Origin of the sequence: Hoylesella timonensis S9-PR14, from assembly GCF_000762405.1 — a bacterium.
Classification (GTDB): Bacteria; Bacteroidota; Bacteroidia; order Bacteroidales; family Bacteroidaceae; genus Prevotella; species Prevotella timonensis_A.
The window spans coordinates 1-16,206 of the sequence record NZ_JRPQ01000140.1 but is presented as its reverse complement, the minus strand read 5'-3'; the positions used below and the strand labels follow the sequence as shown (position 1 = coordinate 16,206).

13 protein-coding genes and 1 tRNA gene are annotated in these 16,206 nt (G+C 41.3%); 7 read left to right on the top strand and 7 right to left on the bottom strand.

The genetic code is table 11. From position 1 onward, the window contains the following. The first annotated feature begins 56 nt into the window (after positions 1 to 56). Positions 57 to 638, top strand: a complete 582-nt coding sequence (locus tag HMPREF9304_RS08655) for a hypothetical protein (RefSeq protein WP_036928237.1) — start codon at positions 57 to 59, stop codon at positions 636 to 638. Between the two features lie 28 nt (positions 639 to 666). Here HMPREF9304_RS08655 and HMPREF9304_RS08650 read toward each other — a convergent pair whose 3' ends face one another. The 3 genes from HMPREF9304_RS08650 to HMPREF9304_RS08640 all read right to left on the bottom strand — a co-directional run bounded on the left by HMPREF9304_RS08650 (position 667) and on the right by HMPREF9304_RS08640 (position 3,631). After that, a complete protein-coding gene (locus HMPREF9304_RS08650) occupies positions 667 to 1,152 on the bottom strand; it encodes a dihydrofolate reductase (RefSeq protein WP_008125961.1) in 486 nt (161 codons plus the stop codon). A 119-nt stretch (positions 1,153 to 1,271) separates the two neighbouring features. After that, positions 1,272 to 2,066 carry a thymidylate synthase gene (locus HMPREF9304_RS08645; protein WP_036928236.1) on the bottom strand — a complete coding sequence of 265 codons (795 nt, stop codon included), beginning with the start codon at positions 2,064 to 2,066 and terminating at the stop codon, positions 1,272 to 1,274. A gap of 101 nt (positions 2,067 to 2,167) precedes the next feature. Then, positions 2,168 to 3,631, bottom strand: coding sequence for a methyltransferase RsmF C-terminal domain-like protein (locus HMPREF9304_RS08640; protein ID WP_036928235.1), 1,464 nt, complete (start codon positions 3,629 to 3,631; stop codon positions 2,168 to 2,170). Positions 3,632 to 3,747: 116 nt separating this feature from the next. Between HMPREF9304_RS08640 and HMPREF9304_RS08635 the strand changes: the two genes are divergently transcribed. Genes HMPREF9304_RS08635 through HMPREF9304_RS13810 form a run of 3 tightly spaced genes read left to right on the top strand, consistent with a single transcriptional unit; the run spans position 3,748 to position 5,294 of the window. Continuing rightward, entirely contained in the window at positions 3,748 to 4,398 is a 651-nt protein-coding gene (locus tag HMPREF9304_RS08635) for a DUF6249 domain-containing protein (RefSeq protein WP_156104798.1), read from the top strand. Between the two features lies 1 nt (position 4,399). Beyond that, positions 4,400 to 4,945, top strand: a complete 546-nt coding sequence (locus tag HMPREF9304_RS08630; protein WP_036928231.1) for an RNA polymerase sigma factor — start codon at positions 4,400 to 4,402, stop codon at positions 4,943 to 4,945. Next, on the top strand, positions 4,929 to 5,294 hold the full coding sequence (locus HMPREF9304_RS13810) for a DUF5056 domain-containing protein (RefSeq protein WP_197061663.1): 366 nt from the start codon (positions 4,929 to 4,931) through the stop codon (positions 5,292 to 5,294). The genes HMPREF9304_RS08630 and HMPREF9304_RS13810 overlap by 17 nt, the downstream gene beginning before the upstream one ends. Positions 5,295 to 5,886: 592 nt before the next feature. Here HMPREF9304_RS13810 and HMPREF9304_RS08620 read toward each other — a convergent pair. From HMPREF9304_RS08620 to radA, 4 genes are all read right to left on the bottom strand, one after another. Further along, entirely contained in the window at positions 5,887 to 8,040 is a 2,154-nt protein-coding gene (locus tag HMPREF9304_RS08620; protein WP_052046038.1) for an OmpA family protein, read from the bottom strand. A gap of 6 nt (positions 8,041 to 8,046) precedes the next feature. After that, positions 8,047 to 9,864, bottom strand: coding sequence for a DNA topoisomerase 3 (locus tag HMPREF9304_RS08615; protein ID WP_036928229.1), 1,818 nt, complete (start codon positions 9,862 to 9,864; stop codon positions 8,047 to 8,049). Positions 9,865 to 10,165: 301 nt separating this feature from the next. Then, positions 10,166 to 10,663 (bottom strand): gamma carbonic anhydrase family protein, encoded by a 498-nt coding sequence (locus tag HMPREF9304_RS08610; protein WP_036928228.1) that lies wholly within the window; start codon positions 10,661 to 10,663, stop codon positions 10,166 to 10,168. 23 nt (positions 10,664 to 10,686) lie between these two features. Further along, positions 10,687 to 12,075 (bottom strand): DNA repair protein RadA, encoded by a 1,389-nt coding sequence (gene radA / locus HMPREF9304_RS08605; protein ID WP_036928227.1) that lies wholly within the window; start codon positions 12,073 to 12,075, stop codon positions 10,687 to 10,689. A gap of 75 nt (positions 12,076 to 12,150) precedes the next feature. Here radA and HMPREF9304_RS08600 point away from each other — a divergent pair, with 75 nt between their 5' ends. From HMPREF9304_RS08600 to HMPREF9304_RS08590, 3 genes are all read left to right on the top strand, one after another. Beyond that, a complete protein-coding gene (locus HMPREF9304_RS08600; RefSeq protein ID WP_036928226.1) occupies positions 12,151 to 13,068 on the top strand; it encodes an ABC transporter substrate-binding protein in 918 nt (305 codons plus the stop codon). 30 nt (positions 13,069 to 13,098) lie between these two features. After that, a complete protein-coding gene (locus HMPREF9304_RS08595; protein WP_231564502.1) occupies positions 13,099 to 15,342 on the top strand; it encodes a tetratricopeptide repeat protein in 2,244 nt (747 codons plus the stop codon). 511 nt (positions 15,343 to 15,853) lie between these two features. Beyond that, positions 15,854 to 15,928, top strand: a tRNA-Arg gene (locus HMPREF9304_RS08590). Positions 15,929 to 16,206: the final 278 nt, after the last annotated feature.

Sequence of the window (16,206 nt, the reverse complement as noted above, 5' to 3'; positions counted from 1 at the left end):
AATGTGGTTATAAGTGAATTTATGAGAGGAAGAGAAAGTTTTGCAGAGGTCTCGTAATGTTCCAAACCCAAAAACTAAATAATTTAGAATGCTTGTATTCTGGGCTAAACTTTACAGATAAAAAGGCAGTAAAAGCTTATTTCTTATTCCATGATAAAAAAGAAAACAAGAAGGTTTTATATGAAATATCGCCAGATGTAGATAAGGCGACAGTAGATACAGTAAAGATTGTAGACCCTAACTCTCATTTTGCACAGGCTTCACGTTATGCCATTTGTGCTAAATCTGCAACCATTGCATACGCTGTGCATCAAAATAAAGTCTATTCATATTCTTTAGGTAAGGATGCTAAAGAAAAAGAACTTACTTTTAAGGGACTTCCTGAGAACGAAGAGATTACGTTTTTGAGTAATCGTTATTTCCTTGGTGATAAGAAATCTAATTTTGATTATTTAATCGTAGGAACACAAACAGGTAATACTTATAAACTATATTTTTATAATATTGTAGGTGGTGAACCTGACGGTGTTCCCAAATATACTACTTCGGGAAAGGGTATCTTAAAGTCGTTAGGCTATATTGACCCAACTGTTCAAGATTTAGATGATGGCGCTGTTGCTCCTCTGCTTGATGAATAATGATTTGCGCTAACTGTATGATATATAGTTAGCGCATTTTTTCATAATTCACAAATGCGTATGCAAAGGCATGTTTCTCATCGATTTGATGCTCCTCACGCGATACCTCTTTCCAGCTGTCGTATGAGGGGAAGAAAACATCGGCATGCGTTGGCACATCGTCTACTTCGGTAAGGCACAGCCTGTCGGCATATTGAATGGTTTGCTGGTAAACATGTGCTCCACCTATCACATAGATGTCTTCATCTTCTTGACAATGATGAAGAGCCTCCTCGATAGATGAAAATGTTTCGCAGCCTTCAAAATGAGATTGCGAACGGCTTAATACAATGTTACGACGGTGGGGCAATGCACCTTTGGGTAATGACTCAAAAGTGTGTCGCCCCATTATCACAGTGTGTCCTGTGGTGAGCGCTTTAAACCGTTTCAAGTCGTTAGGCAACCAATATAGTAATTTATTTTCATAGCCAATGGCGCGATTGCGAGCCACGGCAGCGATTAGTGTGATGGTCATAATAGATATATTATTTTAATTTTAGGCTTGAATGAGGAAAACGCAAAGAGGATAAGGTTAAGTTTTCGCTTTCACTTTTAGAGCTTCCTTCCTCCTTTGTCTTTGTCTATTTCATTGTATTATACTGCAACATCTGCCTTGATATGAGGCCATGGGTTGTAGTTTTGTAGCTCAAAATCCTCATATTGAAAATCAAACAGACTTTTAACATCAGGATTGAGTTTCATTTGTGGTAGCGTGCGAGGAGTGCGTGTCAACTGTAGTTTGGCTTGCTCCAGATGGTTTAAGTACAGGTGTGTGTCACCAGTAGTGTGAATAAACTCGCCAACTTGTAATCCCGTCACTTGTGCCATCATTTGCAGCAGTAAGGCGTATGATGCAATATTGAACGGAACGCCTAAGAAAGTGTCGGCACTACGTTGGTAGAGTTGTAAGGACAATCTGCCATCGGCTACGTAAAACTGAAACAAACAGTGGCATGGAGGCAAAGCCATTTGCTCTATTTCTGCAGGATTCCACGCCGTAACCATCATTCTTCGACTGTCTGGATGATGCTTAATTAGATTGATAACATTTTGAATTTGGTCGATAGTTCCACCGTTATAATCAGGCCACGAACGCCATTGATGTCCATACACAGGTCCAAGATTACCATCTTCGTCTGCCCATTCATCCCAAATACGTACACCATGTTCTTTCAAATAATTAATGTTGGTGTCGCCTTTAAGAAACCATAGCAGTTCATAAATGATTGATTTGAGATGTAGTTTCTTCGTGGTAAGCAATGGAAATCCGTCTTCCAAGTTAAAGCGCATTTGATGTCCGAAGATGCTTTTTGTACCTGTTCCTGTACGATCTGTCTTTTCTATACCTTCGTCTAAGATGCGTTGTAGTAAATTCAAATAAGGTTGCATATTGAGATGATTTATTTGCAGTTGAACAAAAGAATGTTTGACAAGTCATGCGTCTGTGCGATGAAGCTGTTGATTGTCATGTTGAAAGTCTGCCTCATTATTCACACGATTATAATTTGCGTTATATTTTCTGGGCTATGGGTGCTTCGTATACGCCATTCGTTGGGGTAGAGGTTGTTTGCACGATTGCCCATATTTTTGACAAACCCCAATGCCACGTTTTGATAAGTTACCAATATAAAGCCTTGTGGAGTGTTGGGAGGGAGTGTTATCGTGTTACGTCCAAGATACTGAATGGCATCCGCATAAGATAACTTGACACGAGGAAAGGCAGTAGGAGACAGACAACTGGAGAGTGCCAAACCTTGCGAGGGAATGAATGATCTGCCTTTTAGCTGCAATAGATTGATACCTGCGGCAACAACTCGCAAGCTACGAGCTGCTTGTTCGTATTGCGATTGTAACGATGGTGGGATAGCCCACAGCTCATTCTTCACCCATGTAAAGTTAAAGTGTTGACTTTCCTGTAACCAATGGGTAGGAACGGATAGTTTGTTATCTGAATGTTGATGACGCACTTTCTGCTTACTCGTCTTTTCTGTCATGGGTTGAGCTGTTCCTTCCTTACGTAGCACAGTCATGAACAACCCCTCTCCATAGATGTTTCCGGGTTTATCTTGATAGCCAGGAATAAAGCGATAGACGTTGAATGCAGATGAATGTTTGTACTCCTTGTTGGTTGTGGCATCGGTGGTAGGGACAGAAAGAAGATTTCCCATGATATTCCAATCTTCTTCTACCTTTACCTTCAAGGTTGTAGCCCCTAACTCTTGACAAATCCAAGCTACATTTTCTTCGTTCTCTTTGGTGTTAAATGTACAAGTAGAGTAGATGAGTAAACCGCCAGGTTCCAAACATTGCCACGCCTCGGCAACAATCTCACGCTGCAGCTGTTGGCATTTGTTGACATTGTCTACACTCCACTCGTCAATTGCGTTGGCATTCTTACGAAACATCCCTTCGCCAGAGCAGGGTACATCACAAAGAATCACTTGAAATTTTAATCCCGACTGGCGTATTTCTTTCGGATAGTTGTTGGTAACCATCACCTCTGCATGTCCGCATTTTTGTATATTTTCGTTCAGTATTCGTACACGACTTCTGTTGGGTTCATTACAGACGAGTGTGCTACCTTTAGGTAATTCTAATCGTGCTAAGGTTGATTTCCCTCCGGGGGCAGCGCACATATCAAGCATTCTCACAGGCGATTGAACAAATTGGCGCAGTACCTGTGCTAAAAACATGGACGATTGTTCCTGAACATAATATAAACCTGCATGAAACAATGGGTCGAATGTAAAAGCAGGGCGAGCGTCTAAAGCGTAGCCATACTCATACCATGGCACCTTTGACGCAGCTAATGCCATCTTTGCCGTAGGGCACTTGTAATGATTGAGCCGTATGAAAGCTGTGGCATCTTGTTGCATGGAATGTGCAAAGTGAGCAAATAAATCATCGCCCATCATCGCTCGAGTGTAATTTTCGAATGCTTCAGGAAGCGCCATCCTTTTTGTTTGTTTTATTGAATTGTTTTTGCAAAATTAGGAAAAAAAATGTTTCTTTGCAACAAAACATCGTTACATATCGTCATATAGATGTTAAACAAAAAGGATTGAAGAAAATGAAACAGTATTTATTAATGTTATCCATGTTGCTTACCTTCAGTATCTCAGGGATGCAAGCACAAGGGAAGCATCGCAGCCATCAACAAACAGCTACTACAATAGCTGTGACAGATACAGCCAAACAAGGGGTAGAAGCGTATTCAGACACTACAACAGTGATGGACACAGATACAATAAATGTAGTAGATGATAATGCCGCGTATGCTAACTCTGATGATGATGAGAATTGGGAAAACGACCCCTTTACGTTTTGGAATAAAAACATTGGATGGCATATTGGTGGTATTTTTTTTGCTATCTTTGTCATCACCATCGTTTTTCTATTTTTGGCACTTCCATTTATTGTTATCATTGTACTTCTACGCTATCTCATTAAGCGACATAATGACCGTGTGGATATAGCAAAGCAAGCTATCGCTTCAGGACAACCTATTCCAGAAGATGTTAAACCTACGGCAGCGAGAAATAGTGATGATCTATGGAAAGGGGGTATTATCAACATCGCTACTGGTGTAGGACTTGTTATTATGTTTAGCATTTGGGGGTCGAACACGCTTATTGGCATTGGCTGTTTACTGATTTGTTTTGGTATTGGACATCTCGTTATTGCCAAAACCTCTCGCAAGGACAATGACAAAATAGAATAAGGTGGAACAAATCGACGATCTTTCTCTAGTTCAGCAGGTGACTGTATTTCACGATAAGCGCAGCTTTGACAAGCTTGTTGTGAAATACCAGTCGCCTATTCGGCGTTTTCTGCTGGTACAGACAAGGGGCGATGAGGCGTTGAGTGACGACTTGGCGCAAGACACATTTATTAAAGCTTACACACATTTAGCACAATTCAAGGGCCAGTCACAATTCTCTACTTGGTTATTTCGCATTGCCTACAATGTATTTTACGATTATACGCGTCGCAGGAAACAGACAGAGGATATTGACACACCTTCGGTGAATGGTAAACATGCTGAGGCGAGTCATGGATATTTGAAGATGGACTTGGCAGAGGCTCTTGACATTCTGAACGACCAGGAACGTCTTTGTGTTACCTTGCAACTCATGGAAGGAGAATCGATAGACAAAATAGCAGAAATATTGGGATTGGCAAGTGGGACAGTAAAGTCACACTTGTTTAGAGGAAAACAAAAACTCGCTAATTATTTAAGAAATAATGGATATGATGGAAAAAGATGATGATTTATTAAAGACATTTTTTGAAGAGTATGCCATCAATATACCCGACAACGGATTTAGCCAGCAAGTAATGCGCCAATTACCGCGTAGGTTCTTGAAAGCTAATCAGGTGTGGTTTTGGTTCTGCACTCTGGTGGGCATCGCCTTCTTGGCGTTGAGTGATGCTGTAGAGCAACTGCGTACCGTTGCCAACAATTTTATTGGTGACATTCACGGTTTTTGGGCTTCATTTGATTTAGACTCTACGTCACCACTCACCGTTTATATGCTGGCATTAGTGTTGACTCTGCTCTATGGTTTTTATATTTTTAATAGAGATATTGGTTATCGTAACCAAGGTGATTTTTGATAAAGTTATTCGTTGCTTTTTGTCCTATAAATTTACCAAAAAACGACCATCTAAAATCTTCAAAATAGAAAAAAATAATAGGCAAACGACATGCAAAAATGCGCTGATTTGAACAAAATAAACGTCTTTTCAGGTTAGAATGTTGATTTACCGCCCTTGGAAACATACATTAGCGGTATTATTCACATGCTTCAAGTGCGTTAAAGCATGCAAATTGTCGGCTTATCTCAATGCCTTAGCTGCCAAAAAATGGTAAAAATGGCATTGAAAAGAGATGACTTAAGCGTAATGAGCTTAATGACAATTGGTTATGAAACTCGCTCATTTTCCCGTATTTGCGACCAACTTTGATGTTGGTGGATTATATGCGAGTTATGAGAGGCACTTTGTAAAGAAAATTCAGTATTGGTGAGCCTTTTATGAAGCGTACTGGTAATTTTACATTCGCTGTATTTTGGGTGCGTTTTGTTGTGAAAAAATCATCCTTCAATGAAAGCACCGTAAATTGCAAAAGACTTTAATCGCAGGAAATGAAAGTGTGACACACTCCTTTATGGTGCGTTTAAGTATTTAATGGTGCGCTTAAAATGAGTTACTGCACAAAAATGATAGGCGTATCTTCGTTTTTCGGCAGCGAAGGTTTTTGTTGTTTATTCTTGGATTGCTTCTTCAGCTTACCTTGTTCGTCAAACATATTATAGGTAGTCCGTAGCACACTAAATTCTGTTCTACGGTTCAGTTGGTTGCATATCTCCTGTTTTTCTGCATCCAATGTTTTGATGAACTCTTCAGATAGCACATCACCCTCTTTAAGCCAAGGGTAACGCTCAGTGAGTTTCTTGCGAATAGTCTTTGGCCTTTCCTTGCCGTATCCTACAGGTTTCAAGCGGTCTTTTGCAATGCCCTTGTCAATGAGATATCGCACTACAGCTTCGGCACGTCTTTGCGCTAATCGCTGGTTATATTCTTTCGAACCTTTATAATCGCAGTGTGCGCTTAGCTCAATAGTCACATGACTGTTTTCATTGAGTAGCTTTACCAAATCGTCCAAGGCTTTTTTAGACTCCAAACGCAGCGTGGCTTTGTCAAAGTCGTAGAAGATGTTATCTATCAGTACTGGTACGGTAATTGATGCTAAAGGAAATTGTAGGGTATATTCTTTCGATTCCTTTACTGGTTCTACCTGCAATTCTTCCGTATGATTAAGAAAACCCTTACAGGTGGCGAGCAGCAAATAATCAACTTTTGGCTGTATCACATATGTAAACGAGCCGTCACTGTTTACACTTAACACTTCGTTCGTTCCGTCACTCCCCACAATACGCACTTGAGCTGAAGGGAGTTCATAGCCATCTTTCTCGTACACCCAACCTTTAATACTCTGTATGATTTCAGGATTTTCAAACCAATAAATTTGATCCCATCCACGTCCATTATTCCGATTAGACGAGAAGAAACCACGATTGTGAGGACCTTCAAAGGTCAATCCAAAATCGTCTCCTTCAGAATTGAGAGGATATCCTGGGTGAACTAAGCGATAGGGCGCAGTTGCATCCTTATCTTTAGTTGGCGCATGGCGCTGTAAACTGTCTTTCTGAACATTGTTAGCTGAGCGTTGGTGATTGGGTATGGCAATAAATACATCCAATCCTCCAAAGCCAGGATGCCCGTCACTTGAAAAGTAAAGGTCGCCGTTAGGTCTAAACGTAGGGAACATTTCATTGCCGGGTGTGTTAATGGGTGCACCAAGATTTTCGACACCTCCCAACCCTGCAGCCGTTAAGCGTACTCGCCAAATGTCCATACCTCCCATTCCTCCCGGCATGTCAGAAGTAAAATATAACCATTGCCCATCGGGTGAAACCGCTGGATGCGCATAACTCGAAAGAGTGTCTTGCGTGATAGGTAGTTCGTTCGCCTTTCCCCAAGCCGCATCTTGTCTGTTCGATACTACAATTTTTGCATAGCGTGGATGTGTAGCATCGGTTGTACATTGCGTTAGGTACATTTCTCGTCCATCAGGACTAAAGGCACAAGCCCCCTCTTCGGCATCAGTGTTCAAGCCACCTTGCACTACTTCGGGTTTGCTCCAATTGCCTTTGTCGTCCTTTACGGATACAAATATGTCTGCAGGTTTGCATCCCGTGATGCCACTCAGGTTGTTCCCTGTAGCTTCTTTTCTGGTCGAAGTAAAATACAATTGGTTATAATCATCGCCCCAAAGCATGGGCGAATAGTCTGCGTGTCGAGAGTTAAACACGTTCATCTTCTTCACGGTGTATCTACTGCCGCTTTCTTTCCATGCTGGAGCTTGCTGGGCAGAGCGCAATCCCTCTTGTGCCAAGACATGGTTGGGTATGCTGTCTAACACCAAGGCAAATTCTTTTTCAGCCTCTTTGTAATTGCCATTGCGCAAGAGTTGTTGAGCCAAAGCAAAATGTGTTTGCACATTGTCTTGCTGATACCTGATAACATTGCGATAGGCAGCAATGGCTTGTGGGGTTGCGTTTAGGCGATCATAGCACAGTGCCATGCGACTGGCTCGCTGTCCTCGCAGGGCGCGTTCCTTGGGAGGGGTTTGCCTGTAGGCTTTCTTGAACTGTGCAGCAGCATCGTAATATTCACCTATCGTCAAGAACTGTTCACCCTTTTTCATACTTCGTTCGGCACCACAGCTCACTAATAACAGTCCGATGAGCACAGTCTGATATATAAATAAAAAATGGTGTAATGCTTGTTTCTTCATATCCTTTTATCCCAGTTGTCGACTGTTGTCGCGAAGTACGTCGTTTACTATTTGGTTGATTTGTATTTTCAATTCGTTTACGAACTGTGCAGCATCGTATTTTTGGTGCTCTATGTCGCGCAATTTCTTTTCCCAAATACCAGTGAGTTCACAGCTGGTAAGTAGTTTCTCTTTGATAATGTCGATGAGTTGTATTCCTAAGGGAGTTGCTACAATACGTTTGCGATTGCGTTGGATGTATTTTCGCTTGAATAGTGTTTCGATGATACTGGCACGCGAAGAGGGGCGTCCAATGCCATTTTCTTTTAAGGCAGCACGTAACTCTTCATCGTTTACAAACTTTCCTGCCGTTTCCATGGCACGCAACAGAGTGGCTTCGGTGTAGTGTTTCGGCGGAGTAGTTTGTTTCTCGGTCAGTGTAGGGATGTGTTCTCCGCTCTCACCCTTTACGAACGTGGGTAGAGTGCGTTCTTCATCGGTCGACTTCTCATCAGCATCATCGTCTTCGTTCTGATTTTTAGCGTACACATCTCTCCATCCTGGCTCCAATATCTCTTTGCCGCTTACCTTAAATTCTATCTCTTTTACTTTTCCCAACACGGTGGTAGTGGCGAATTTGCAATCGTCATAGAACACTGCGATAAAGCGCCGAGCAATGAGGTCGAACACGTTTTCTTCCATATTCGACAGTCCCATGGGTGGCACGCCTGTGGGGATGATGGCATGGTGATCGGTGACTTTTGAGGAATCGAATACTTTTTTAGATTTCTTCAGAGCCTTTCCGCCCAAAGGTTTTATCAGTTCAGCATAGACCGTCTTGCTTTGTATCTTCGTTTGATAGAGTCCATTCATGGTTTGCGGACATTTGGGATAAATGTCGTCCGAAAGATATTGGGTGTCTACACGTGGATAGGTGGTATATTTTTTTTCGTATAAACTTTGGATAAGGTTGAGTGTCATCTCAGCCGAATAGCCAAACTTCTTGTTACAATCTACTTGCAGCGAGGTGAGATCGTAGAGTTTTGGTGGTGCTTCTGTGCCTTTTTTCTTTTGCACATCGGTAACAGTAAACGGTTCACCTTCAATAGTTTTGAAAGCAGCTTCGCCTTCTTCTTTTTTATCAAAGCGACCTTTGGTAGCAGTAAACGTTGTGTCGCGGTAGATAGTTGCCAAAACCCAGTATGTTTCTGGCTTAAAGTTGTCTATTTCTTTCTGTCTATTAACGATAAGAGCCAAGGTGGGTGTTTGTACTCGTCCTATGCTTAGCACCTGTCGGTTCTTGCCATATTTCAGGGTGTATAGTCGGGTTGCGTTCATTCCTAATATCCAGTCACCGATGGCACGAGACAGACCAGCCAAATAGAGTGGTTCGTATGCCGATTGCTCTTTCAGTTTGTTGAATCCCTCACGAATAGCCTCATCGGTCATAGAGCTTATCCACAATCGCTTCACGGGACATTTGGCTTGAGCCTTTTGCATGACCCATCGCTGTATCAGTTCTCCCTCTTGCCCAGCGTCTCCACAGTTGATGATGCTGTCGGCATGTTGCATGAGTTGCTCAATGATAGCAAACTGTCGTTTGATGCCTTCATCATCAATGAGCTTGATGCCAAAGCGAGGCGGCAGCATGGGCAGGGCTGCCAAGCTCCAGTGCTTCCAATTGTCACAATAGTCGTTAGGCTCTTTCAGGCAACACAGATGTCCGAAAGTCCAAGTTACTTGGTAACCATTGCCCTCCATATAGCCGTTTTTTGAGCTATGGGCACCGATGATGCGTGCAATGTCTTTGGCTACGCTGGGTTTTTCTGCAATACAAACTATCATAGATATGCAAAGGTAGCAGAAACTAAAGAAACCCACAAGCGTTCAACCGAAAATTACGTGTCATCCACATGGCTCTTTCATTTAGAATGAAGTTTTCACAAAGAAAAGCGCAAAAGTAACAAAAATCTTATGAAAAGGCTTGATAAAAAAACGTCAACATTGTAATGAAACAAATGACAATTATCTGATGAGTTGATAAGCAAACAAGTAAATTAACCGTTTGCTAATAACTTATCAACTCGTCTAAAAGGAACTTGTTAGCCCAAAGCGTAAAAAGCTGTTTCAATATTGGGAGATAGACTTACAGATACCACTGTTTGGCTTCCATATAATGTTTGGCATATTCCTCTGCCTGTCCAGGCATTGCCTTCTTGATGCAGCGTGCAGGTATGCCAGCCCAAATTTCGTGTGCGCCTACATGAGTGCCCTGTGTCACCAAAGCATTGGCAGCAATAATGGCACCAGCCCCGATTTCTGCTCCATCCAGTACCGTAGCTCCCATTCCTATCAATGCTCCCTGCCTTATTACACATCCGTGAACATTAGCCAAATGCCCTACCGACACATCGTCTTCTATCCAGACGGGAGTGCCATGCGACTGGTGTACGCATGCTCCATCTTGAATGTTCACTCTATTGCCTATGTGTATGGCATCGACATCGGCTCTAAGTACGGCTGAAAACCAGATGGAACAGTCGTCACCCATGATAATGTTGCCTACTAAAGTTGCATTTTCGGCAATAAAACAGTTTTTGCCCCAGTTGGGACGTTTATTTCTTACTTTTATGATAGTTGCCATAAAGTTTGCTTCGTAAAACGTTTCTATCCGAAGAGCGCACGGAGAGCTTCCTCCACTTTACGGACAGGATGTAATTCTAAATGATATTTTTGTGGATTGATACCTTTCAAATTATACTTTGGAAGAATCATGTGTTTGAATCCTAACTTTTCAGCTTCGGATATACGTTGTTCTATTCTGTTGATGGGTCTTACCTCTCCACTGAGTCCTACTTCGCCAGCCATACACCATCCGTTTTCAATGGCAGTATCCACATTACTGGATAACACTGCAGCTATCACGCTCAAATCCATTGCCAAATCGGTTACGCGTAAACCACCCGCTATGTTGAGAAAGACGTCTTTTTGCATGAGTTTGAAGCCCACTCTCTTTTCTAAGACAGCCAATAACATATTGAGTCGGCGTTGATCAAAGCCTGTTGCAGAACGCTGTGGCGTTCCGTATGCAGCAGAGGATACCAAAGCCTGTGTCTCTACTAAGAAAGGGCGTACCCCCTCAATGGCAGACGAAATAGCGATACCACTCAGTCCATCATGATCTTGTGTGAGTAGAAGTTCCGACGGGTTGCTCACAGGGCGCAATCCGTTTTGCTGCATTTCATAGATTCCTAATTCTGATGTGCTGCCAAATCGATTCTTAATGGAGCGTAAGATTCTATACATATAATGTTGGTCTCCTTCAACTTGGATAACTGTATCAACCATGTGTTCCAAGATCTTAGGACCAGCAAGTGTGCCTTCTTTGTTGATATGCCCAATGAGGAGAATAGGAATTCCACTTGTCTTTGCGAGACGGAGCAGAAGTGCTGCGCATTCTCGCACTTGAGCGATACTTCCAGGGGAACTGTCCACGTGATTGGTTGCAATCGTTTGAATGGAGTCGATAATCAGTAGGTCTGGTTTTACTTCAAGCACTTGATTGAAGATGTGTTCTAAAGAAGTTTCACACAAAATCTCTACATTATTATTTTGCTCTGTAGTGATACGGTCAGCACGCATTTTCAACTGATGTGCACTTTCTTCACCGCTAACATATAGCACCTTCTTATTGGGAAGATGGAGTATCGTTTGGAGAGTTAGCGTACTTTTTCCTATACCAGGCTCTCCTCCTAATAAAACGATAGAACCAGGAACGAGTCCTCCTCCCAAGACTCTATTCAGCTCATCATCATTCATGTTGATGCGAGGCTCGTCTTGGGCAGAAATATCTTGTAGGTGTAAGGGCTTGTTTTTCTTTTGTTCACCATGGAAAGTGTGAGCCGTTGATACAGCTATTGAGGAAGGTAGAGAATTATTACTAATTCTAATCTCCTTAAAAGTATTCCACTCACCACAATTAGGACATTTGCCAATCCACTTGCTTGACTCTTGTCCACATTGGGAGCAAACGTATGCAATCTTATCTTTTGCCATATTGTTGCTATAATATAGGGACAAAAGTAAGAATTATTTTCAGAGAATCAAAATTTATGATTATTTTTGCAAGATATGAAGAAGATTCTGTATATCAACATTCTCTTTATCCTACTGTTGTCTTCTTGTGGGCAGAAAAGTCAGGAAATAGAAAAGAAAACGAAAGCCAATAACGCCCGTGAGCAAAAGGCGTATGCGGAAGCACTTAGGATTGCAGTCTTGCCAACCTTAGATTGCATCCCACTTTATGTGGCGAAAGACCGTCATCTGTTTGATAGTGCACAGGTAGATGTGAGACTTTTGCCTTTCACGGCACAAATGGATTGCGACACTGCTATCATAGGAGGAAGCGTCCAAGGGGTAGTGTCGGATTTGGTTCGGACGGAGAGACTCAAACGAAAAGGTTTGAAATTAGAATATCCCATTACCACACCGTTGCAGTGGCAGTTGATAAGTAACAAGACAGCTCGTCTCAAACAGTTGAATCAGTTAGGAGACAAAATGGTGGCGATGACGAGATATTCGGGAACAGATTATCTGACCGATCAAGCTCTTAGTGGGGTGAAGACAAGTGCCAAAGTGTTTAAGGTGCAAATTAATGATGTCTTAGTGAGGCTACACATGCTTTTGAATAATGAGATGGATGCCATGTGGCTGCCTGAACCACAAGCTACTACGGCACGATTGTATAAACATCGGGTAATCACATCAAGTGAAAAGACCAAAGAGCAGTTGGGAGTGATAGCGTTTCGGACGGATATGCTCCAAACCAAAAGCCGCAAAGAGCAGTTGCAAGCTTTTATCAATGCGTACAACAATGCCGTAGACTCACTCAACACTTACGGACTGTCTCATTATTCAGGGCTTGTCACTAAGTATTGTCATACAGATGAAAAAACCGTAAAGGCGATACCAAAAGTAACCTTCAAGCACGCTACCGCTCCGTTGGAAAAGGATGTTCAGAAAGCGAAAGCATTTATACCAAAATTGTAAATTGATGTTAGACCAAATCTCTCCAATATTTTGAATTATACTGATTTTGATTTAGAACAGATTCGGAATTTGATTACTTGCGAGCAGAATCTACCCAAGGCGATAGAGAACTTGCAGGAGTATATTTCCAAACACGAATTGACCACTTTTCAACTGAAGTGGGAACAGCTGAATGGTGACTATCTTTTGATGAAGGATTTTCTTAGACGTGGATTAAAAGATCCACAGTTTAATGTGGTATATCATAATTTATTGCGTGAATTGTATGCCTTGAATAGTGATATACAGTTGGAGCAAATGATTCATGAAAACGGCTCATACCAGTTGGCTCATCAGACAGCAAAATCAGTTGTACTTGGAGATATAAGTATTAAAACGCAAATGGAGAAATTTGTTCAAGATGTTGCCATGCTATCTTTGGAACCAAAAAGAGAACAAACACTCCAAACAAATCAGTTGTATGAAGAGCATCAAAAATACATCAACCAAGTTTTCAATGCTTTCTTGGTTTCTCCTCAATGGACGGAAAGTGTTGCAAAATTTGTGGAAGAATTGTTTTTGTCACCCACTGTTGATAGCAACGACATACAATTATTGTTGAGTGGGCTGATGTTATCAGCGATTCAACTCTTTGATTATCGTAAGATATTGGTATTGATCACTATCTATCAAAAATCAACAGATGAGGAAATACGACAACGAGCTTTGGTGGGTCTTGTATTGTGTTTGCCAGACAATGACGCAAACATCTACCCCGAAGTAAGCAAATCCATTACGGCACTCTGTCAAAATGAGCAAACCTTGCAGGAATTGCTGGAACTACAAATACAATTCTTTTATTGCATGAATGCGGATGCAGACAATGAAAAGCTACAAAAAGATATCATTCCTCAGCTGATGAAAGGGCAAAATATCCAATTCACACGCACGGGAATTATAGAAAAGGAGGAAGACCCACTGGAAGAAATGCTCAATCCGGGTGCTGCGGATCGTGCCATGGAAGCCATGGAAGAGAATTTCCAAAAGATGATGAACATGCAAAGGGCGGGGTCTGACATATATTTTGGAGGCTTTTCTCAAATGAAACGCTTCGGTTTCTTTATGGAGTTGAGTAATTGGTTCGTACCTTTTTATCCTCAACATCCTGGACTTAGTCAGATGAATCATGAGTTAAGGGACGGACAGTTTATGAACGTTTTGTTGGAGCATGGTCCATTCTGTGATTCTGACAAATACTCCTTTGCCTTGGCAGCGTCTTCCATTCTTAACCAAATTCCGTCACAGATGCGGGAACTTCTAAATAGCCAAGAGTTATTAGGACCAACAGTTAATAAGGAAGAACATCACAAACCAGCGTATATCCGACGGATGTATCTTCAGAATTTGTACCGGTTTTATCGGCTTTACAAGGACAAAAACCATTTTCATAATCCATTTTCCACAGAATTGTCGCATCATACAGTCTTTTTTGTCCTCAACAATCTCTTTCAGAATACTGCATTGGCATACAGACGTCTCGAGATTGGACAATTCTTGTACAGGCATCATTTCTATGATGACTTGCACCGCTTGTTAGATGCTTGCGAAAATATCAATAGCGTAGAATATTGGAGATTGTCTGCAATGTTAGCCCATCAGGAAAAGGATTATATGCAGGCAGGGTTGGCATATGATAAGTTGTTAGCTGTGGATAGTGATAACGAGCAGGCTTTAAGGGGTAAGGCTAATTCTCTGTTTTATTCAGGCAATTTTTCTGAAGCAATTAAATATTATACTCGTATTTTGGAGAAAGATGCGAATAGTACGCGAGTTCAGCTTAATTTAGCCGTTGCTTACATCAATGACAATCAAATAGAAAAGGGGATGAAATATTTGTTTAAGCTTAGTTACGAATATCCTGAAAATCTATCTGTCAAACGCTCATTGGCATGGGGCTACTTGCGAAAGAATGAAAATGAGCAGGCTTTGCAACTATATAATCAGTTAATGGCTCACAAAAACCATATTCCTTCAGATTATTTGAATGCGGGTTATTGTCTTTGGTTCGACTCAAAGATAGAAGAAGCAGTAGAGAAGTTCGCCCATTATGAAATGATGAGAAACAAAAGGGGGATTGCGCAAGGCAACGATGAAAGTTTACACGATGTCTTCAGCTTGGATGCTCCTTTACTCAGTCAGTATCATGTAGGAAAAGAGGAAGCGACAGTGATGGAAGATTTGGTAAACGATCAGTGCCGAAGTGATGCAGGAAGAAAGGGTGAACAACTGTCCTAAACGCTTGCCGTGTGGTAAGAAGTTCACAGCTTTGACTGTTTTTCTTTTCTATTGGAACAGGTTTGTAGATAAATTACTATTTTAAGCTCGTTAGCTATTCTGAATGGCTAATAGGATTTCCTTCAGCTTTACAAGAAAACTGAAGTCAATATAAGATGGACAAACAATGTCCTTATCCGAAGAGGTCTTACGGATGTGGCGATTATTTTTGTGTTTCGGGAGTTATGGAAGAGTTTTCTTTTACGACGTGAAAAAAGCTTGTTATGATAAGTCAGCAGACACCATAGTAAAGTAACTGTCAATAACATTGTGCGAAAGTAGGGGATATAACCCTACTATTAGCATTTACCTTCTAAGCGATTGAAAGTAATAAAAGGTTTTGAAAGACTGTCTTATTTCGAAAAGTCGCATTTCAATTCTAAATTTGTTAAAAAATTATAATCAAAACGAAATCCGTCTTTAACTTCCCCCTCTGTTTCATTCTAAATGACTACTTTTGCAAACGATTTATGGTTCCGTAGCTCAGTTGGATTAGAGCAACAGCCTTCTAAGCTGTGGGTCTTGGGTTCGAACCCCAACGGAATCACTTGAGGAGAGGTAGAGGATTTTGACAACAAAGTCCTCTTTTTTGTTTGTATACAGTTAAATTTTAGTTAATTGGTACATTTAGAGGAGTTTCAATCGTTCAGCAAGAAAATACATTGCACTTGAAAATGTGCCGTCAAAGAATTGGAAAGATTTTCCTGATTCACCAAAAGTTATGACTGCCGAGAGACGTTGCGCACAAATTCTTGCTCTGAATGTGTTTGGAGACCTCTGCAAAACTCTTATCCTAAAATTTGCTCATTACATTATTTTTTTGTA